Genomic DNA, 21,216 nt, shown 5'->3' on the forward strand with positions numbered 1-21,216 from the left:
ATGTTTTAGCATTTACTTTCCAATGACAGATCAGGAAAACTTGAGTTTGATTTGTTAAATAATGTTAACTGCCGACTTGATTATGTACCTTTTACATAGCTTAGCGTCCTATTATTTTAATTGACGTTGTCGTAATATTACTTATCTTTGCAGAATGTTTAAAATTAAACACATAACACTATTAAGTTTTACCATCATTGCGCTTACCATTGCGGGCTGTAAAAGTCAGTTCGAAAAAATTAGGTTAAGTAATGATGTTGCTAAAAAAAATCAGGAGGCGATGCGGCTTTATAATAAGAAGAGCTACAGTAAAGCGTTAATCTTATTTGAAGACCTATCACAAAAATACAGAGGGAGAGACGGGGCGCAGCAGTTGAATTACTATTATGCGATGACGCTTTATAAATTAAAGGATTACACGACTGCAAGATATCAGTTTAAGGTATTTGCTGATACTTACCCGACCAGTGAATATGCAGAGGAATGCCGCTATATGAGCGCTTATTGCTATTATCTGGAATCGCCAGAACCAAGTCTTGATCAAGAAAACACTTATAAAGCGATAGATGCACTTCAGCTTTTTATTAACTTTTATCCTAAAACTGAGCGCGCCGTTGAGGCAACGAAGTATATTGCCATCTTACGTTCAAAGTTGGAAGATAAAGCTTTTGCAAATGCAAAGATGTATTTTGAATTAGGTGGATATGACATCACAAATTATAAATCTGCCGTTATTGCTTTGAAAAATGCGCAGATCGAGTTCCCTGATATTAAGTATGCTGAGGAGATGGATCTTCTGATTGTAAAATCCCAGTATGCATACGCCAAGAACAGTACTGAAGAACGTCAGGAAGACCGGTTTAATGAAGCGATTACTTATGCAAATGAGTTTATAGAATCTCATCCACAGAGTGCGCTTTTAGCTGAAGCAAAAGACCTTAAAAAAGACAGTGAAGCAGGAATCGTTTCTGCAAAAAATTATTTCGCTACACAAACTGCGCTGAACGAAAAATATAAGGCTCAGCTTTCTAAAGAATCAAAAAGTAAAAGAGATACTACCATTAAAACCCCAATAAAATAATGAATACGAATAAATCTGCAGTTCCGAATACTACGGTTACAAGAAATGTTAATGATCTTGATCAGAAAACAGGAAACATCTATGAGTCTTTAGTAATTATTTCTAAAAGGGCTAACCAGATTTCTAACAATATGAAAGAAGAATTACATGGCAAATTAGCTGAATTTGCTTCTTCTAACGATAATTTGGAGGAGATTTTTGAAAATAGGGAGCAAATTGAAATCAGCAAGCACTATGAGCGTATGCCTAAGCCTAGCCTTATTGCCGTTGATGAATTCCTTAACGACAAAATTTATCACAGAAATCCTGCTAAAGAGCAGCAATAGTACCTGGCATTGGCTTAGATTGCATAAATGCATTAATAACCATGCTAAAAAATAAAAAAATATTATTGGGCGTTTGCGGCAGCATCGCAGCTTATAAATCGGCAACTTTAGTAAGGCTGCTTGTAAAAGCTGGCGCAAACGTTAAAATAATTCTTACCTCGGATGCTGCGAATTTCATCACGCCGCTAACCCTTGCTACCCTCTCAAAAAATCCAGTATATACGCAATACTTTGAAGCCGAAACTGGTGTCTGGAGTAACCATGTTGAGTTGGGTCTCTGGGCTGATTACATGATCATTGCTCCAGCAAGCGCGAACACTATTGCCAAAATGGCAAATGGATTGTGCGACAATCTTTTGACCGCTGTTTATCTTTCCGCAAAATGCCCTGTTTACTTCGCACCAGCAATGGATCTGGACATGTGGAAGCATGAAAGTACCCATCACAATGTAAAGACATTACTTTCTTACGGAAATATACTGATCTCGCCGGGCACAGGTGAACTTGCCAGTGGTTTATATGGAGAAGGAAGAATGGCCGAGCCTGAAGAGATCCTATCAAATTTATTATCGGCAATAACTCAGGGTTTGCCTCTTCTTGGAAAAAAGGTTCTAGTTACCGCTGGTCCTACATATGAAGCCATTGACCCTGTTCGCTTTATTGGAAATCACTCTTCAGGAAAAATGGGCTTTGCTGTTGCCCATGAATTTCAAAGGCTGGGTGCTGAAGTTACGCTAATAAGCGGTCCGAGTGCTGAAAAGAATGACCCAGGAATAAAACGCATTGATATTGTTAGTGCGGCACAGATGCTGGAGGCATGCAAAGTTGAGTTTAAAAATGCGAACATCACAGTAATGACAGCAGCGGTAGCTGATTATACGCCCCAGGTTCAGGAACAACAGAAGATTAAAAAAACTACAGATGAGTTTAGCCTGAGTCTGAAGAAAACCGAAGACATACTGACAACTCTAGGTAATTTAAAAACTGCCGGGCAACTATTGGTTGGCTTTGCACTTGAAACCAATAACGAAGAAGAACACGCATTGGCTAAACTAAAGAAAAAAAACCTGGACTTTATTGTACTAAATTCCTTAAACGATAAAGGCGCCGGGTTTAAGTCTGAAACCAATAAAATAACTATCTTTAATAAGGCGTTTGAAAAAAAGGTCTTTGAAGTAAAGTCAAAAATCGAGGTTGCAAAAGATATCTGCGCTGAAGTGTTAAAGATGATTTCAAAATGAAATATTATTATTCTCTTGTTTTCTTATTGGTATTATTTAGCACTCCTATACTAAAAGCTCAGGAATTGAATGCGCGGGTCCAGATCTTGGCCCCTACTGTACCTAATATTGACAAGAGAAATCTTGATGTCTTACAAAAAAACATTAGAGAATTCTTAAATAACAACAAATGGAGTAATGAGAACTACGCTCCGCAGGAAAGAATTGAGTGTAATTTCGTAATTACGATCACGGAATGGGATGGAAATTCTGCTTACAAGGCTGAAGCACAACTCCAGTCTAGCCGACCGGTCTATGGCACTGCTTACAACAGTACACTATTAAATTTGAGTGATAAAGACTTCGATTTTAATTATACTGAAGGGCAGTCGTTGGATTTTTCAGATCAGAATTTCATATCAAATCTAAGTTCCTTGCTCGGCTTTTATGCTTACACTATAATTGGATTGGACAAAGATAGTTTTAGTCCTCTTGGGGGAACTTTCTATTATAAAAAAGCATTAACACTGCTAAATAATGCCCAGGTATCTTCAAATAAAGGATGGAAAGCATTTGATGGGTTAAGAAATCGGTACTGGTTGAACGAAAACTTACTGAATAAAGGGTTCGAAGACCTAAGGGTATTTATATATGATTATCATTTTAATGGGCTGGACAAACTACAAGACAACACCGGCAGAGGTGTAAAAAAAATGATTAGCCTTCTTGGTGGTCTTAAACAAATGGACAAGCAGAAATTAGGTTCCATCTTCCCTAATTTTTATTTTGCCAGTAAAGCTGATGAAGTAGTCAATATTTTCTCAACACCTACCGGCGATCCTTCTGATAAGTTGAAGGCCTATAATCTTTTGATTGAAGTTGACCCCGCAAACATCAACAAATATGAAGCATTGAAAAGAGCTTCTACCACTCTAAATCAAGACAATAAAAATAATTAGCTAAAACTGTTAAAATTATTTTGATTATACGAATACATTCGTACATTTGAATACGAAACAATTCGTATAACGAATATATGACAGTATCCAACAATCTTAAGCCTACAGAAAGCGAACTGGAAATACTACAGATCATTTGGGAAAAGGGCGAATGCACGGTGCGCGATGTACACGAAATTCTTGAAAAAAGCAAAGCTGCAGGTTATACCACTACTTTAAAGTTGATGCAAATAATGCATGAAAAAGGATTGCTTTCACGTGATACTTCTTCAAAAACCCACTTATATAAATCATTGATAAATCAGCAAAAAACGCAACAGCAACTGGTTAATAAAATGATAGATAACGTTTTTAACGGATCAGCAGCAAGATTGGTGATGCAGGCGCTGGGTAACCATAGCGCAAGTAAAGATGAGATAGATTCGATCAAGGAATATTTAGATCAACTTAGCAAGAAATAATTTTTATGGAAGCAATTGTAAACAACCTCATTAAAGCAATTGGATGGAGTATTTTTCATTCCTTATGGCAAGGTGCAATAGTGTATGGAGTGTTATTACTCCTCATAAATACCTTACCCGGGATAAAGGCAAGAACGAAACACAACATGGCCTATGGCGCATTGTGTCTTATGTTTGTTGGTTTCTGTATTGCCTTCTTTTCAATCTTTAAGCTGCCTATTCAAAATACACAAGTAAGCCTTGGCTATCTAGAAAATACCGGCACCAGGCATTTTGAACAAATTCTAAGTCTACCCCAGGAAATTAACAACAGAACCGAACATACATTCCCATATCTTGTTGGCGTGTATCTGTTAGGCTTAATTTTACAGACAGTTGTACTATGCAAGGGTTACTTAAAATTGAATAAACTTAAAAAAGAATTGCACATTGGGGTACCTGAACACTGGCAAGATATTTTTAATAATCTTGTTATTCACTTGAACCTTCATCAAAAGATAAGCTTTTATCTAACTGAACATGTGAATGTGCCGCTGGTAATTGGCTACCTAAAGCCCATTGTGCTTTTTCCGGTTGCCTTAGCAACTCAATTGGACACCAGTCAGGTAGAAGCCATCCTTATTCATGAACTGTCTCATATTAGGAGGAACGATTACTTACTAAATCTAATCAAAACCGTAATTGAAACAGTACTGTTCTTTAATCCTTTTGTATGGTTAAGTAGCAAGCTTATCAATATTGAGAGAGAGCATGCATGTGACGATCTGGTGGTAAGGTTTACGGGAAGCCCCTTAAACTATGCCCATGCATTATTGAAACTGGAAATCCTAAAAGATAAATCAAGCCCGGCATTTGCCATGGCCTCAACAGGAAAAAATCAACACTTGTATCAACGTATAAAACGAATCACGGATATGAAAACAAATTACATGAATGCAAAACAGCAGCTGTTTGCCATTACCTTAACATTAGCAACTGTTATATCCCTGGCTTGGGTAAGCCCAACTAAAATTAGTAAAGGATTAAAAACTGTTGTAAATACTAAAAAAGAGGAGCTCGTAAAAGCAATAAATAAACAGAATGGTACCGCATCAAAAATTTTTAGCGTGAACGATACTACTCCTATTAAAAAAACTGCAGTGTTAGCGGACACTACTAAGAAAAAGAGGACTGTTAAAATTGTAACCATTGATGAAAAGGGAAATGAGAAGGAGTATCGTTCTTTAAAAGAAGTTCCTGATAGTTTAAAGCTTAATTTGATTTTAGACTCTTCGTCTAATTTTAGTTTCAAGTTTGATAATTTCAAAGGTCTTGATTCATTATTGAGATTAAATACCATCTTTTTAAAATCGCCAGAATTCAAAGCGCAAATAGAGACCCAAACAAAGTTTTTGAAATCGCCAGAATTTAAAGCACAAATGCAGGAGCAACTCAAGTTTTTTCGATCTCCTGAATTTAAAGCCCAAACTTTGGCCTTAAGTAAAAATGCTTTAGAACTTGCCAAAAAGGCAAACAGTGCAGAATTTAAGGCACAAGTTCAGGAATTCCACAAAAATGGAGAAGCATTTAGGCTAATGTTCACATCGCCAGAAAATAAAAAACAACTGGAAGAATTGAAAGAATTACAGAAAACTCCAGAGTACAAAAAGTTGAAAGAAAAGTTTGACAAAGACTTAAAGAAACTTAAAGAAAAAAAAGGCATTAAATCAGACCTAACAGTTCGTAATAATTCTGTTTATATCGCAGATCCCGCTACAGCAAGCACATTTTAGCCTCACCACACATTAAAACCAAGGGCAGGAGATTATTCTTCTGCCTTTTTTATGTCTTTGGGTAAACACTGATTGATTTAGTTTTCATAATTTAGCAGTGTATTATGCTACAAAAACTCACTATCCGTAATTACGCATTGATCGACAGTGTTGACCTTGAACTTGACAAAGGTTTGAATATTATTACTGGCGAAACTGGTGCGGGTAAATCTATTATGCTGGGTGCATTATCTCTGATTTTAGGTCAGCGTGCAGAAACCAGGTACTTTTACAATCAGGATAAAAAATGCATAATTGAAGGTCAATTCACCTTGTCAGATAATTCACTAAAGGTCTTTTTTGAGGAAAATGATATTGATTTCTATCAGGAAACCACTTTAAGAAGGGAAATTTCTACTGATGGTAAATCTAGAGCATTTATAAATGATACCCCTGTTACCTTAACCGTTATGAAGGCGACTGGAGAACGACTAATTGATATACATTCCCAGCATGCAACGTTAGAAATTAACGATCCTGCATTCCAGCTATCCGTAATCGACACCGTTGCTAATCACGGTTTGTTACTTACGGATTACCGCAATCTTTTCAAATCGTTTAAGAAAGCTCAGCAACAACTCACTCTAATAAAAACAGATGCGGATGAGGCTCGAAAAAAGCAGGACTATGAACAGTTTCTTTTTAATGAACTGGAAGCCGCAGCCTTGAAGGAAGATGAACAGGAGAAGCTAGAAGCCGAATTGGAATTGCTTGATAATTCAGAGAATATCAAACGTAACTTGTTGAATGCCGCACAGCTGATTGACGATCAGGAATCCGCTGCCACTACCTTACTAAAAGAAGGTGCTAATCAATTACAGGCCATTGGAGGGTTTAGTGCCGACTACCAAACGTTAAATGAAAGGCTCCGTTCGGTTTTAATTGAGGTTAAAGACATTGCTGCGGAGATAAATGCCCTGGAAGAAGAAATCGTATTTAATCCAACCCGCATATCAGAACTCAATAGCAGACTGGATACAATTAATGCCTTACAGCAAAAGCACAAAGTGAATACCAACAGGGAACTGATTGAGGTAAAGGAAAAGCTGTCTGATAGCTTGAACGCACTTTTAAATAGTGATGAGACCATTGTAAAATTGGAGAGGGAATTAATAGAGATGAGTTCAAAGCTTGAAAAGATGTCGTCCACACTTTCTGCCAACCGAAAGCAATCTATTAAAAAAACAGAAGAACAAGTTATAGCTATATTGACCAATGCTGGTATGCCAAACGCCAGGATTAAATTAGAGCAACAACCACTTTTAGAATTTAATAAAGATGGTAAAGACGCCATAAACCTGCTATTCTCAGCAAATAGCGGTCAGCCACCTGCACCGGTGGCAAAAGTAGCATCCGGAGGAGAACTATCCCGGCTAATGCTTTCTATTAAATCTATACTTGCGAAACATACATCACTGCCAACGCTAATTTTTGATGAGATAGATACAGGTATATCTGGTGAAACAGCTGTGCGTGTGGGAAATGTGATTGGTGATCTAGCGCTAAATATGCAGGTAATTTGTATTACTCATTTACCCCAAATTGCAGCAAAAGGGCAATCACATTATTTTGTTTATAAACAAGAAGGTAATGAACGTACCACGACAGGCATAAAAAAACTGAAAGCAAATGAACGAGTAGCAGTTATTGCCGAAATGCTGAGCGGTAAAAACCCTGGAGAATCTGCCTTGCAGAATGCGAAGGAACTACTCACTGCAAACTAATTCTTTACATATCGTTTCCTTATATCTTTCATATTTTTCTTACTTTCGATAAATTAATATAGCATAACAAAACCAAGATATATGTATAATTTATTAAAAGGTAAACGTGGTATCATTACCGGCGCATTGGATCAGAATTCCATTGCCTGGAAAGTTGCAGAGAAAGCGCATGAAGAAGGAGCTACATTTGTATTAACCAATGCCCCAATTGCGATGAGAATGGGTGAGATCAACGCACTTGCTGAAAAAACAGGTTCGCAGATTATCCCTGCAGATGCTACCAATGTTGAAGAATTAACAAATTTGTTTACCCAATCTCAAGAGATATTAGGCGGAAAGATAGATTTTGTTTTGCACTCAATCGGTATGAGCGTTAACATACGTAAGAAGATTCCATATACTGAATCCAATTACGATTACTTTATGAAAGGAATAGACGTATCTGCGATGTCACTTCATAAAATGCTGGCTGTGGCTAAAAAATTAGACGCGATCAATGAAGGTGGTTCAGTTGTAGCGTTAACTTATATGGCTGCTCAAAGAACTTACCCATTCTATACTGATATGGCTGATATAAAGGCAATGCTTGAATCAATCGCAAGAAGCTTTGGCTATCATTATGGAGTGGACAAAAAAGTTCGTATCAACACTGTTTCTCAGTCTCCTACAAAAACGACAGCTGGAACTGGTATAAAGGGATTTGGTGATTTTTACGATTTCGCAAATTCTGTTGCTCCACTTGGAAATGCTGACGCAGAGTCTTGTGCAGACTACTGTATTACGCTATTCTCTGATCTTACCCGCATGGTAACTATGCAAAATCTGTTTCATGATGGCGGTTACTCCTCTACTGGCGTTAGCGATGACGTGATGCAAAGATTAGGTGTAAGTACAGAAGTGTAAATTTACATGTCTAAAGAACTTTAATAGAGATCCCGGCCCTCGACAGGCCGGGATTTTTTCTTTTGTGGGCAACACTTTATTGGTTACATTAGTGTGATGGTCCGCTGCATATTAACGCTTACATTTCTTTTCGGATGGTCTTGCATTTGTTATGGGCAGGACTCATATGCTATAACTGGCATCATAAAGGATAAAAAAGGAGAAACCTTGCCTGGAGCCGCAATTTACTTAAGTGGATATAAAATTGCTACAGTAGCTAATAATGAAGGTAAGTTTTCCTTGGGAAATCTAAAACCGGGTAATTATGATGTTTTAGTACAAGTAATTGGCTTCTTACCTCAAACAAAAAACGTTCTCCTGTTCGACAAATCTGTTAGTATAGAAATCATACTTGTGGAAAATGTAACCCAGCTGAGTGAGGTTGAAATTAAACCCGACCCCAATCGTGGAAACTACCTCAGCATATTTAAGAAATCATTTATTGGTAATACACCCAATGCAGAGCAGTGTGTGATTACCAATCCTGAAGTTATCCAGACAGACTATAATAAGGATACGAAGGTACTAACTGTTACGGCCTCCGACTTTTTGATCATAGAGAACAAAGCATTGGGTTACAGAATTAAATACCTACTTACTTATTTTGAAAATGATGCTAAAGAAAATGTGCTATTTTACGCAGGTCACCCGCACTTTGAGGAAATGGAGAAAGCTGAATCCAAAAGAAAGCGTTATTCGAAAGTGAGAGAAGCTGCTTACTTAGGTTCCTCGCAGCACTTCTTTAATTCGTTATACCATCATCGAACCAAGGAAGATGGCTTTGTTATACATAAAGTAGCTAAAATACCTAACAAAGACCGACCAGCTGATAGCATAATAAATGCCAATTTGAAACGCTTTGTAAGGACTTATGCCCGTGGCACCAAACTGTCTGATGCGCCTACTGATTCACTCAAGTACTGGAGAGAAAAAAAGAATGAGCCTTTGATGCTATCTATTTTAAACCGATCTGAAGTGAAAGTAGATACCCTTGTGAAAGATATGTTTAGTGATGTGAAATCCATCAACTATACGGATGCGCTTTATGTAATCTACACTAAAGAAAAAGAGTCGAAAGACTACACGCAATTTTCCGGGCACAGTGTAACCAGGCCAAAAGACATTCCAAATTTCCAAATCTCTGTTGTTTATCAATTATTGAGACCTGCTAGCTTTTATGAGAATGGCAGTATTTTCGATCCAAGATCTCTTTTATACGAAGGCTATTGGGCATATGAAAAGGTAGCTGATATGGTTCCAATGGATTATATCCCAGAGCCAAAAAAGTAAAACTTTTCTGGTAAAAATACTAATAATATTAGTATTTTTATAAAATGGATTCCAGTAACGATCTTCCCGAAAACTACCATAGAGGGCGCGGGGCACAAGTTAATCCCCATAATAGGTTTGCAAAAAATGATTATGTCCGGGAACATGATGAAGGTATAGACGATTGGGAAGAGGAAGCGCAGAAAACATCATTTATACTTGGTCGATCAAAATCAATTGTAAATAAAGTTGACAGTCCGGATGTTGGAATGGCATATTCACTAAATCCCTACCAGGGCTGTGAACATGGATGTACATATTGTTATGCCAGGAATGCACACGAATATTGGGGCTTTAGTGCCGGACTTGATTTTGAGCGCAAGATCATTGTTAAAACCGAAGCCCCGGTGTTATTTAAAAAGTTCCTGGAACGTAAGGGTTGGGATGCCAGTACAATTTCGCTGTCGGGGAATACCGATTGCTACCAACCGGCAGAACGAAAGTTCAAAATTACCAGAAGGTTACTTGAAATCGCCCTGGAATACAAACAGCCCATAGGGATGATCACTAAAAACTCATTGATTTTAAGAGATATGGATATTTTAAAAGAAATGGCCAGTCTTAATTTATGTATGGTTTACGTATCGATCAATAGCTTAAATGAAAAATTAAGGTCTAAAATGGAACCCCGGACTACAACTGCTAAGCAACGCTTAAAAGTAGTGGAAGAATTGAGTAAGGCTGGAATTCCTGTAGGAGTTATGGTAGCGCCACTGGTGCCGGGCTTAAGTGATCATGAAATTCCTGCCGTTTTAAAAGCAGTAGCAAATGCTGGTGCAATTGCTGCAGGGTACACTATTGTAAGACTGAACGGGGCTATCGGTACAATATTCGAAGATTGGTTAAGGAAAAATTATCCTGACAGGTTCGAAAAAGTCTGGCACATGATTCAATCCTGCCATCGTGGTAATGTAAACGATAGCAGGTTTGGCGATAGAATGCGTGGAGACGGAAACATTGCACAGCTGATTAGTGACAACTTCAAACTGCATTGCAGGTTGAACCACCTCAACCAGAAAAGAACTGAGCTGGATCATAGCATTTTTAGTGTGCCAAAAGACCAGCTTAGTCTTTTTTAAAATATCAATTAAACTAAAAAATTATCACATTCCCTATAAGCCTGGATTACCCTCAATTCTCCTTCTTTTCCCTGTTTTGAGTTACCATGCTCCATACCCATTACACCCTTATAACCCTTCTCATATAAATGTTTAAAAAGGTTTTTATAATTTATTTCGCCGGTTGTTGGTTCATTTCTGCCAGGGTTATCACCAATCTGTATGTAGGCGATTTCATCCCAGCACCTGTCCATATTTACCATTAACTGTCCTTCGGTTTTCTGCATATGATAAATATCGAATAAGATCTTGCAAGATGGACTTTTTACAGCTTTGCAAACCGCATAAGTTTCATGCGTTTGTTGCAAAAACAGTTCGGGTGTATCGCTAAGTGTTTCCAACACCATCACCAAGCCATGAGGTTCGAAGATTTCCGCTCCGGCACGCATGGCATCAATGACATTAGCAAACTGATTTCCGTATGGGAGATGACGCTCATAAAATCCTGGTACTACAGTAAGCCATTTGGCATTACATCTTTTTGCCGCTTCCACAGAACGCTTGCAGGTATCAATAAATTTATCTTTAAACTCTTTTTTTCCCGTAGTGAGTGATATTTTCCAATTGTCGCCACCATCAACCACAAATACCCCCATCCGCATTCCCAATTTGGCAAGAAGATTCCCGATTTTTGTTTGATCCTCCACAGACCTTCCTAAAAAACCATTGTCTTCAATAGAACGGAACCCCTGATCGTACATATATTGGATCTGATCAAGAAAACTGTTGCCTGCATTATTTCTGAACATGCCTTCATGAGGGGCATAGTCTAAATTAAAAGTCTTTCCTGCTAATTTTGCTATATCAGGACGCAAGTCTGGATTTGCAAGAGCATTTGTGGCAGATCCGGTTATAACGGCTCCAGTTGCTACTAGACTATTTCTCAAAAAATCAATTCTGTTCATATGTATGGTTTAAGTTTTGGTTATCACTAATTTAAAAAATATTATTCATCCACAATCATCTTTCTAAATCCGGCTGTCATGATATCTTTAACTTTCCCTTCCCGATCATGGTATATGATATAAGCCTCCAGTTTTTTTGATCTTGCAAAATTCAAAGCTTCATCAACATGCATAGCCATCACTGCGTTGTCATACCCGTCTGCAGTAATTGCATCCTTCGCATAAAGGGTTACGCTGATCATCTCATTTTGTAATGGGTAACCTGTTTTAGCGTCAATAAGATGCGAAATCTTTCGACTGCCTTGTTGCAGGAATTTCCTGTAATTCCCGGATGTTGTTATAGCTCCTGAGCTTAGACTGATCACATGCTTTACAGAGGGTTCTGTATGATCTGTATCTGCCGGACCTTCAATACCGATCTTAAACAATTTCCCATCAGGCCGAAAGCCTTCAATTCTCAACTCACCACCTATTTCAACAATAAACGAATTAATACTATTCTTTAAAAGGTGGTTGGCAACAACATCAACAGAATAACCCTGTGCAATTCCATTGAGATCAACTTGAGTGCAGGATTTGTTTTTGTGCAGGAATTGACCACTTAATTTTAGATGACGCATTCCAGTGCACTGTAGCAAGCTCAGAATAGTTGTGCTATCGGGAAAATCGGATATAGGTTGTGGACCGAAACCCCAGGCTTGCACTAATGGTTTTACAGTTACATCAAACTTACCTGCAGTTGCCTTATAGATTTCAAAGGATTTGCGTATCACTGCAGCAAAATGCTTATCGATTTTTAGGCCGTGAACCGATGAGTTAAATCTACAAATCTCGGAATACGGCTTGTAGAGCGACATTGACGAATCGATTTTTAATAAGATACTATCAATTGCGGCTTTTGTAACCAAGCTATCTGTCGCAAAATATTTAATTGTATAATCAGTTCCCTGAGCAAATCCTTGTATAATGTACTGTTGTTTCTCCTTCCTCTGGGGAAGAAAAAACAACAGTACCGTAAGAAAAATCAAGTGCTTAAAAAAAAGATACATTCAGATCAACTGAATTAGATCACTTTAGTTACGCCCGGGGTAGGGATCGGATACAATCCATTCGCATCAGGCAGTAGTTTCGGTTTTGCGTCCCATGCAAGGCGCTCTGGAAACAGACTATTATTGGCTTCCATTGCCTCTTTCCAAGTGATGGTTTTTCCAGAATAAGTAGCATAACGACCCATAATGGCTGTTAAGCAGCTTTTTGCCACGCGTTCCGCATCCCAGAATTTATATTCACCTTTAGCGATGGCTGCAAAGAGTTCTTCATGCTCCACTTCGTAAGGGTTTCTATTTGTTTTTGAGCTATAGTTATACAAGGAATTACCTTTCGTATCCCATATTTTTGCCTCATTCCCTGCAGACAAATAAATACGTCCTTTCGTTCCCTGGAAGCTCTCATCAACCCGGTTATCAATACCCTCGAAGTGACGACATTGACTATGAATTACCGCGCCGTCGGCATAAGTAAGTTCTACAGAATGGTTGTCATAAATTTCACCATAGTCTTTACCAGTTCTCCATGCACGGCTTCCTGTACCCTGAACCGAAACTGGATAAGCATTCTTTACCCAATTTGCGATATCTATGTTATGGACATGTTGTTCTACGATATGATCTCCACAAAGCCAATTAAAGTAATACCAGTTTCTCATTTGATACTCCATTTCTGTCTGATTTGCTTCGCGGGGTTTTACCCAAACACCACCACTATTCCAGTATACCTGACCTCCGGTAATGTCTCCCATCATGCCATCTTCAATACGTTTTAAGGCTTCACGATAGTTGGTTTGATATCTGCGTTGCAATCCCACAACGACATTGAGTTTTTTCTGTTGTGCAATCTTTGCTACCTCCAGAACTTTACGAACGCCAGGAGAATCAACCGCTACCGGCTTCTCCATAAAGACATGCTTATTCTGGCTAATTGCTTCTTCAAAATGACTTGGCCTAAAACCAGGAGGAGTTGCAAGTAAAACAACATCTGCAAGGGCTATTGCTTTTTTATAAGCATCCAAACCCACAAATCTACGCTCTTTCGGAACGTCGATCTTTTCCGGATACTTTTCATAAAGTTCTTTATATGCACTTTCCAGGCGGTCCCCAAATGCATCGGCCATTGCAACCAGTTTTAGATTCTGCTTGGTCATAAGTGCTTGTACAGCGGCACCAGTTCCGCGGCCACCGCAACCAATCAGGGCAATTTTAATGGTATCATCAACGGATGAATGAGCACCGCCACTCGCAAATGCAACACCATTTATCATTACACCGCCGGCAACCAGTGCCGACGTTTTCAGGAAATCCCGGCGTGTATCACGCATTTCTTCGTTATTCATGTAGTTTAGGTTTATAGATTGGTTAAAGTTTGTGTGAATTATTTAGTTATCTTTTATTGGCGCTTTGTCGTAGTACGCGTCAATTTCTGCTTTTGAAGGTGGAACGACTGGTCTTACAAGCCTCATCCCAACAAAGGGTGCTTCCGGAAACCACCAATTACTTTTCGGGATTTGGGGATCTAATTGTTTCCAACTTTTATCTGAAGGTAATCTAGATGCAGACCTGGTATCCTTTGGCTCATCGTTATATGCCCCTCCCCTAACTGAATTTGGATACAGCTTTGTTGGTACTGAAATTGGATTATTTGCTTTAGCATCTTTGACGGTTGCATAGAAATCTTCATTGTATTGATCGAAAGTCCACTCTGCAACGTTTCCATACATATCATATAATCCCCATTGATTTGGCTTTTTCTTCCCCACTAAATGTGTTTTGTCTCCACTATTTGCGGCGTACCAAGCATAGTCAGTTAATTTTGAGGCATCGTCGCCAAAAGAATATTCTGTAGTTGTTCCTGCGCGACAAGCGTATTCCCACTCAGCTTCAGTGGGTAGTCGGTAAAAGATACCAGTTCTGGCATACAACCACTTACAATATTGAATTGCATTATAATGTGTCATCGCAAGCGCAGGTTGCCCCTCTTTACCCATTTTAAAAGTCATATCCAAATATGGCTTTGTTGGACGCGTTACAGCATCCACGTTAGCGGGAATAGGCGTTACACTTTGAGAAACCTCATAATTCTTATACAAAAATGGTTCATAAATATCCCAGGTTACTTCAACAGCACCCATGTAGAAAGGATCAATCTTAACTTTATGAATCGGCAATTCGTCAGGGTTTCCTTTTTTACTCCCCATTTGGAACTCTCCACCAGGTATTCCTACCATGTCGAAAGTCAGTTTAGTACCTGTAATTTCCTGCTTATAAGACTTGGGCTTATCCTGCGCAGACGCACATAACCCTGCCAATAGGCATGGAAATAGTAAAGACAATTTTATGCTCATTATACAATTTGATATTATTTAACCTAACCTAACAGACTCTAAAATAGAAGCAAATTTTCATAAACCAAAATTTAGGAGGATAAATTGTGTCAAAATGTGTAAAACTAACACTATGTAGCGATGAGTTTAAAATAATGATAATAAAAAAGCCCTCTGAAAATTTTAATCTCCAGAGGGCTTGCATTAAGTAGATAACATTACTCTACGTTACCTTCTTCTTTTTTCTTTTTCTTACCCGGACTTCTGTTCTCTACTACGATTAGATCATTCTCTTTATCATAGTCTATTTCCAAAGTATCTCCGTCATGGATTTCGCCCTTAAGGATTTCTTCCGCAATAGGGTCTTCCAGGTATTTTTGAATAGCTCTTTTCAATGGTCTGGCTCCGAAGTTACTGTCAAAGCCCTTGTCGGCTATAAAATCCTTTGCCTTATCAGTTAGCTTCACTTCATAACCTAAGTTGTGTACACGACCAAATAGAGATTTTAATTCAATATCAATAATTTTAAAGATCTCATCCCTACCTAAAGTATTGAATACTACTACATCATCCACGCGATTTAAAAACTCTGGAGCAAACGCCCGTTTTAACGCACTTTCAATAACGCCCCTGGAGTGTGCATCAACCTGGTTAACTTTAGCAGTAGTCGAAAAACCAACACCTTGACCGAAGTCCTTCAATTGGCGTGCACCTATATTTGAAGTCATAATGATGATTGTATTTCTAAAATCAACTTTTCTTCCCAAACTGTCAGTAAGTTGACCCTCATCTAATACCTGCAACAAAATATTGAATACATCTGGATGGGCTTTCTCAATTTCATCAAGAAGGATAACTGCATAAGGTTTACGACGTACTTTCTCAGTGAGCTGGCCACCTTCCTCATAACCAACATATCCCGGAGGCGCACCTACTAAACGAGAAACCGCAAATTTCTCCATGTACTCACTCATATCTATCTGTATCAGTGAATCATCACTGTCAAACATGAATCTGGCAAGTTCTTTTGCTAACTCTGTTTTACCAACACCTGTTGGACCTAGGAATATGAATGAACCAATTGGCTTTTTAGGATCCTTTAACCCAGCTCTTGTACGTTGAATTGCTTTTGTCAGTTTCTTGATGGCGTCATCCTGACCAATAATTTTTTCAGCAACCGTTTCATACATATTCAGCAATTTGATGCTATCTGTTTGTCCAACACGTTGCAACGGAATGCCAGTCATCATCGATACTACCTCTGCTACATTGTCTTCAGATACAGTATATCTTTTAGCTTTAGTTTCATTTTCCCAGGCAGCTTTTGCGCGGTCGAGTTCTTCCAGTAAATTTTTCTCTGTATCTCTTAACTTAGCAGCTTCCTCATATTTCTGACTTTTAACTACTTTGTTCTTTTCCAATTTGATCTCTTCGATCTTGCTTTCAATTTCAATAATGTTTTCAGGAACATGAATATTAGTTAAATGCACCCTTGAACCTGCTTCATCTAGCGCATCAATAGCTTTATCAGGCAAGAACCTATCCGTGATGTATCTAGACGTCAACGCCACACATGCATTAATAGCCTCATCTGTATAAGTTACCCCATGGTGATCTTCATATTTCTCCTTAATACGATTAAGTATTTCAATAGTCTCATCCGGCGTAGCTGGTTCGATCATTACTTTTTGAAAACGACGGTCAAGCGCGCCATCTTTTTCAATATATTGACGGTACTCGTCAAGGGTAGTAGCACCAATGCATTGAATCTCACCCCTAGCTAAAGCTGGTTTAAACATGTTTGAAGCATCCAAGGACCCAGAAGCACCACCAGCGCCTACAATAGTATGTATCTCATCTATGAAAAGGATCACATCTGTAGATTTTTCTAGCTCGTTCATCACGGCTTTCATGCGCTCTTCAAACTGTCCACGATATTTAGTTCCTGCTACAAGAGATGCAAGATCTAAAGTAACCACTCGTTTATTGAACAATACCCTTGATACCTTTCGTTGTACGATCCTTAAGGCCAATCCCTCTGCAATTGCAGATTTACCGACACCTGGCTCACCAATTAGTATCGGATTATTTTTCTTACGACGGGATAAAATCTGTGATACACGCTCTATTTCTTTTTCGCGGCCAACAATAGGATCCAATCTACCTTCTTCAGCAGCTTTCGTCAAATCCCTTCCAAAGTTATCCAACACAGGAGTCTTAGACTTAATATCAGAAACCTTTTTCGGAGTGCTGAAAGATTCATCTTCACGGTAATCATCATCACCTGTGGAAGCGCTATTTTGCGGATCATCCCTGAAACCGTTCTTATTCACCTCTACCTCTTGTTTAAATATTTCATAATTGACACTATACTGCAACAGGATCTGAGAAGCAATATTATCGTCATCACGTAAAATAGATAACAATAAATGTTCTGTTCCAATCAAATCACTCTTGAATATTTTAGCTTCTAAATAGGTGATCTTTAATACTTTTTCAGCCTGCTTGGTCAAGGGGATATTTCCAAGATTTACAGTAACACTTGAAGTTCCTCTAACTGAATCTTCAATTGACCTGCGAAGCTTTGAAGTATCAACTCCTAATGATTTCAATATCTTGATTGCCATACCGTCGCCTTCGCGAATCAGGCCCAATAACAGATGCTCTGCGCCTATATAATCGTGACCTAATCTCAGGGCTTCTTCCCTGCTAAAAGATATCACGTCTTTTACTTGTGGAGAAAATTTCGCTTCCATATATACCTTTCTAAATCCGGAATGCTCTAAACTATAAAATTTGTTTTATAAATGCACCCCTGACATGTTTATTTTATCAACAATTACGCCATCCAGCAAGAAATAGATTCAACATATGACGTAATTACATGAATGTTGTTGTTTTTTGACTGATGTACATTAATCAACCTATAACATTCCGAAAACCAAAATCTACCTTTCCAAGCTCTGAAGGGCATATTATTTCAACAAAACCTAAACAAAAACACCATATGCCATTAAAATGTAAGGTTTCTATTGCAAATAGAACGCTGTCAAAACTGGTTAAATAATTATTTAAACGTTCAAAATGTCAGGAACCTTTTGCGTAATCTAAATGGCCGTAGAGCAACCAGAGCCTAGTTTAATTGCAGCGATGATGATGGCATACAATATTTAATTACGTGATTAATTGGAAAGACTCAAAAATTTAGAACGGCTTGCGACAGACTACTTTTTAACTCAGTAAGCTTTCCTATCTTTGCTACAAAAGTAGAGGCTGTAAAGAAAAATTCTACGCTAAAATTTTAATCATATAAAGATGTCAGACGAAAAAATAATCTTCTCCATGGCTGGGGTAAATAAGATTTACCCTCCTCAGAAACAAGTTTTAAAAAACATATACCTTTCTTTTTTCTACGGTGCAAAAATTGGTGTTATCGGATTAAACGGTTCAGGAAAATCATCAGTACTAAAAATCATTGCAGGTATTGATAAGGCATTTCAGGGAGAAGTGGTTTTCTCTCCGGGCTATACAGTTGGTTACCTGGCACAGGAACCTGAACTGGACAATAATAAGACAGTAAGAGAAGTTGTAGAGGAAGGTGTTTCAGAAATTACCGCCATTTTAAAGGAATACGAAGCAATTAACGAACAGTTTGGTTTGCCTGAGATTTATGAAGATGCAGATGCCATGGATAAACTAATGGTAAAACAAGGTGAGCTGCAAGACAAGATTGATGCTACTAATGCCTGGGAACTGGACATAAAACTCGAGCGTGCAATGGACGCTTTGCGTTGCCCAGATCCTGATACCAAAATTGGGGTATTATCAGGAGGAGAGCGCCGCAGGGTGGCCATGTGTCGCCTACTTCTTCAGGAACCTGATGTACTATTGCTGGATGAACCAACCAATCACCTGGATGCGGAGAGTATTGACTGGCTGGAGCAGTTTTTGAAAGACTACAAAGGGACTGTAATTGCGGTTACTCACGATAGGTATTTCTTAGATAACGTGGCCGGGTGGATTCTTGAACTTGACCGCGGAGAAGGTATTCCATGGAAAGGTAATTATTCATCATGGCTAGATCAGAAAGCGAAACGCCTCTCACAAGAAGAAAAAACAGAGAGTAAACGCCAGAAAACACTGGAACGTGAATTAGAATGGGTACGGATGGCTCCTAAAGCAAGGCATGCAAAATCTAAAGCAAGGTTATCCAACTATGATAAGCTAGCCTCTGAGGATTCAAAAGAAAGAGAAGACAAACTGGAACTATTCATCCCTGCAGGTCCACGATTAGGAAATGTAGTTATTGAAGCCAACAACGTCACGAAATCTTACGGAGATAAAATTTTGTTTGAAAACCTAAGTTTCTCATTACCTCCAGCTGGCATCGTTGGAATTATTGGCCCCAATGGTGCAGGTAAAACAACATTATTCCGCTTGATTACTGAACAGGAAACACCTGATGAAGGAACCTTCCGCGTTGGAGAGACTGTGGCATTGGGTTATGTAGACCAAATGCATAACGATTTGGAAGGTGACAAAACTGTTTACGAAAATATTACTGATGGCCTGGATAACATCCAACTGGGTAATAAAGCGGTGAATGGGCGCGCATATGTTTCGAAATTCAACTTTAATGGAGGTGATCAGCAGAAAAAAGTAAATATCCTTTCTGGTGGTGAGCGTAATCGTGTACATCTTGCTATTACCTTAAAGAAAGGCGCTAATGTTTTGCTTCTGGATGAGCCCACAAACGACATCGACGTTAATACCTTAAGGGCATTGGAAGAAGCTCTGGAGAATTTTGGAGGCTGCGCAGTAGTAATTAGTCACGATAGGTGGTTCCTTGATAGAATCTGCACACACATCCTTGCCTTTGAGGGAAATTCACAAGTGTATTTCTTCGAGGGAAATTATAGCGATTATGAAGAAAACCGTAAAAAACGTCTGGGTGATGCTACTCCTCACCGGATAAAATATAAAAAACTAGTGTAAAAAAAGAGGGGTGACTTTTCAGACACCCCTCTTTTTTTGTGTTATGCATACTGCTTTAGTATCTTCTCGAGCAGCAATTTGGTTTTCTTAATACCTTCTTCTTCAGAAAATCCATCTCCTTCCCATTCAATGCCCACAATACCACTAAATTTAGCGTCATGGATAATCTTGAACATCCTGGTATAATCAATATCAGGTTCTTCGCCCCTCTCATCAAACTTAAAAGTTTTAGCACTAATTCCTTTTGCAAAAGGGGCAAGATCTTTCACACCCTGATAAATATCATATTGTCTGTCGGCGCTAATTTTGAAATTACCAAAATCCGGTAATGTGCCACAAAAAGGACTATTTACCTGCTTCATCACATCAGCCAACCATTTACCGTCTGATGAGTAACCACCATGGTTCTCAACAATGATATTGATTTTACTTTTCCTGGCATATTCTGTAAGCCTTCCCAATCCATCTATAACTGCAGTTTTAACATCTTGCTCAGATCCATTACCGGCCGCATTTACGCGTACGGTAAGACAGCCTAATGTTTTTGCTGCATCAACCCACTTGTAATGGTTTTCAATAGCTTTTGTTCGTGCCTTCTCATCTGGATTACCCAAATCCCCTTCTCCATCAACCATGATCAAGTGATTTTGAATTCCTTCACCCTTGGTAATGGCAAGCAACTCCTTTAAATAAGCTTGATCGGTCTCCTTTTTATTGAAAAAGGGACTGACGTACTCAACGATGTTAATGCCAAACTCCTTCTTTGCACGCATTGGGAAATCCAAATTGGTCATTTTCCCACCGAATAGTGCTTTATGAAATGACCACTCTGCAAGAGATATTCTAAAGAATTCTTTTTTGGAACCAGCCAGCGCATCCAGAGGAAGCACAGAACCTATACCCGCGGCCGCACCGAGAATACCAAGGTCACGGATAAAACTTCTACGGTTTTTTGTATTAATAGCCATA

At 38.6% G+C, this 21,216-nt stretch carries 17 protein-coding genes; 11 read left to right on the forward strand and 6 right to left on the reverse strand.

What is annotated here, in order from left to right:
• Positions 1-154: 154 nt before the first annotated feature.
• The 10 genes from ACXZ1K_RS17640 to ACXZ1K_RS17685 all read left to right on the forward strand — a co-directional run bounded on the left by ACXZ1K_RS17640 (position 155) and on the right by ACXZ1K_RS17685 (position 10,932).
• Positions 155-1,081: an outer membrane protein assembly factor BamD gene (locus ACXZ1K_RS17640; RefSeq protein WP_458970998.1), complete on the forward strand. Its 927-nt coding sequence runs from the start codon at positions 155-157 to the stop codon at positions 1,079-1,081.
• A complete protein-coding gene (locus ACXZ1K_RS17645) occupies positions 1,081-1,407 on the forward strand; it encodes a DNA-directed RNA polymerase subunit omega (protein ID WP_458970999.1) in 327 nt (108 codons plus the stop codon). The genes ACXZ1K_RS17640 and ACXZ1K_RS17645 overlap by 1 nt, the downstream gene beginning before the upstream one ends.
• A 41-nt stretch (positions 1,408-1,448) precedes the next feature.
• Positions 1,449-2,648 (forward strand): bifunctional phosphopantothenoylcysteine decarboxylase/phosphopantothenate--cysteine ligase CoaBC, encoded by a 1,200-nt coding sequence (gene coaBC, locus ACXZ1K_RS17650; RefSeq protein WP_458971000.1) that lies wholly within the window; start codon positions 1,449-1,451, stop codon positions 2,646-2,648.
• Entirely contained in the window at positions 2,645-3,586 is a 942-nt protein-coding gene (porD, locus tag ACXZ1K_RS17655; RefSeq protein ID WP_458971001.1) for a type IX secretion system protein PorD, read from the forward strand. Before coaBC ends, porD begins: the two co-directional genes overlap by 4 nt.
• A 77-nt stretch (positions 3,587-3,663) precedes the next feature.
• Positions 3,664-4,047, forward strand: coding sequence for a BlaI/MecI/CopY family transcriptional regulator (locus ACXZ1K_RS17660; protein ID WP_458971002.1), 384 nt, complete (start codon positions 3,664-3,666; stop codon positions 4,045-4,047).
• Between the two features lie 5 nt (positions 4,048-4,052).
• Entirely contained in the window at positions 4,053-5,819 is a 1,767-nt protein-coding gene (locus tag ACXZ1K_RS17665; RefSeq protein ID WP_458971003.1) for a M56 family metallopeptidase, read from the forward strand.
• 104 nt (positions 5,820-5,923) lie between these two features.
• Entirely contained in the window at positions 5,924-7,582 is a 1,659-nt protein-coding gene (gene recN, locus ACXZ1K_RS17670) for a DNA repair protein RecN (protein ID WP_458971004.1), read from the forward strand.
• An 81-nt stretch (positions 7,583-7,663) separates the two neighbouring features.
• Positions 7,664-8,485 carry an enoyl-ACP reductase FabI gene (locus tag ACXZ1K_RS17675; protein ID WP_458971005.1) on the forward strand — a complete coding sequence of 274 codons (822 nt, stop codon included), beginning with the start codon at positions 7,664-7,666 and terminating at the stop codon, positions 8,483-8,485.
• 96 nt (positions 8,486-8,581) lie between these two features.
• Entirely contained in the window at positions 8,582-9,814 is a 1,233-nt protein-coding gene (locus ACXZ1K_RS17680; RefSeq protein ID WP_458971006.1) for a carboxypeptidase-like regulatory domain-containing protein, read from the forward strand.
• Positions 9,815-9,858: 44 nt separating this feature from the next.
• Complete coding sequence (locus ACXZ1K_RS17685; RefSeq protein WP_458971007.1) at positions 9,859-10,932, forward strand: PA0069 family radical SAM protein; 1,074 nt, start codon at positions 9,859-9,861, stop codon at positions 10,930-10,932.
• 8 nt (positions 10,933-10,940) lie between these two features.
• Here the strand turns inward: ACXZ1K_RS17685 and ACXZ1K_RS17690 are convergent, their stop codons facing one another.
• The 5 genes from ACXZ1K_RS17690 to ACXZ1K_RS17710 form a co-directional block, all read right to left on the reverse strand.
• On the reverse strand, positions 10,941-11,876 hold the full coding sequence (locus tag ACXZ1K_RS17690; RefSeq protein WP_458971008.1) for a hydroxypyruvate isomerase family protein: 936 nt from the start codon (positions 11,874-11,876) through the stop codon (positions 10,941-10,943).
• A 41-nt stretch (positions 11,877-11,917) separates the two neighbouring features.
• Entirely contained in the window at positions 11,918-12,925 is a 1,008-nt protein-coding gene (locus ACXZ1K_RS17695; protein ID WP_458971009.1) for an FAD:protein FMN transferase, read from the reverse strand.
• A 14-nt stretch (positions 12,926-12,939) separates the two neighbouring features.
• On the reverse strand, positions 12,940-14,265 hold the full coding sequence (locus ACXZ1K_RS17700; RefSeq protein ID WP_458971010.1) for a Gfo/Idh/MocA family protein: 1,326 nt from the start codon (positions 14,263-14,265) through the stop codon (positions 12,940-12,942).
• Between the two features lie 42 nt (positions 14,266-14,307).
• Positions 14,308-15,273, reverse strand: a complete 966-nt coding sequence (locus tag ACXZ1K_RS17705) for a formylglycine-generating enzyme family protein (protein ID WP_458971011.1) — start codon at positions 15,271-15,273, stop codon at positions 14,308-14,310.
• A gap of 197 nt (positions 15,274-15,470) precedes the next feature.
• Positions 15,471-18,008, reverse strand: a complete 2,538-nt coding sequence (locus tag ACXZ1K_RS17710) for an ATP-dependent Clp protease ATP-binding subunit (protein WP_458971012.1) — start codon at positions 18,006-18,008, stop codon at positions 15,471-15,473.
• 559 nt (positions 18,009-18,567) lie between these two features.
• On the opposite strand from ACXZ1K_RS17710, the gene ettA reads away from it, so the two are divergent.
• Positions 18,568-20,247, forward strand: a complete 1,680-nt coding sequence (gene ettA, locus ACXZ1K_RS17715; RefSeq protein WP_458971013.1) for an energy-dependent translational throttle protein EttA — start codon at positions 18,568-18,570, stop codon at positions 20,245-20,247.
• Positions 20,248-20,288: 41 nt separating this feature from the next.
• On the opposite strand, the gene ACXZ1K_RS17720 is transcribed toward ettA, so the two are convergent.
• Positions 20,289-21,215, reverse strand: a complete 927-nt coding sequence (locus tag ACXZ1K_RS17720) for a TIM barrel protein (protein ID WP_458971014.1) — start codon at positions 21,213-21,215, stop codon at positions 20,289-20,291.
• Position 21,216: the final 1 nt, after the last annotated feature.

This window comes from Pedobacter jaeyakensis, from assembly GCF_054461315.1.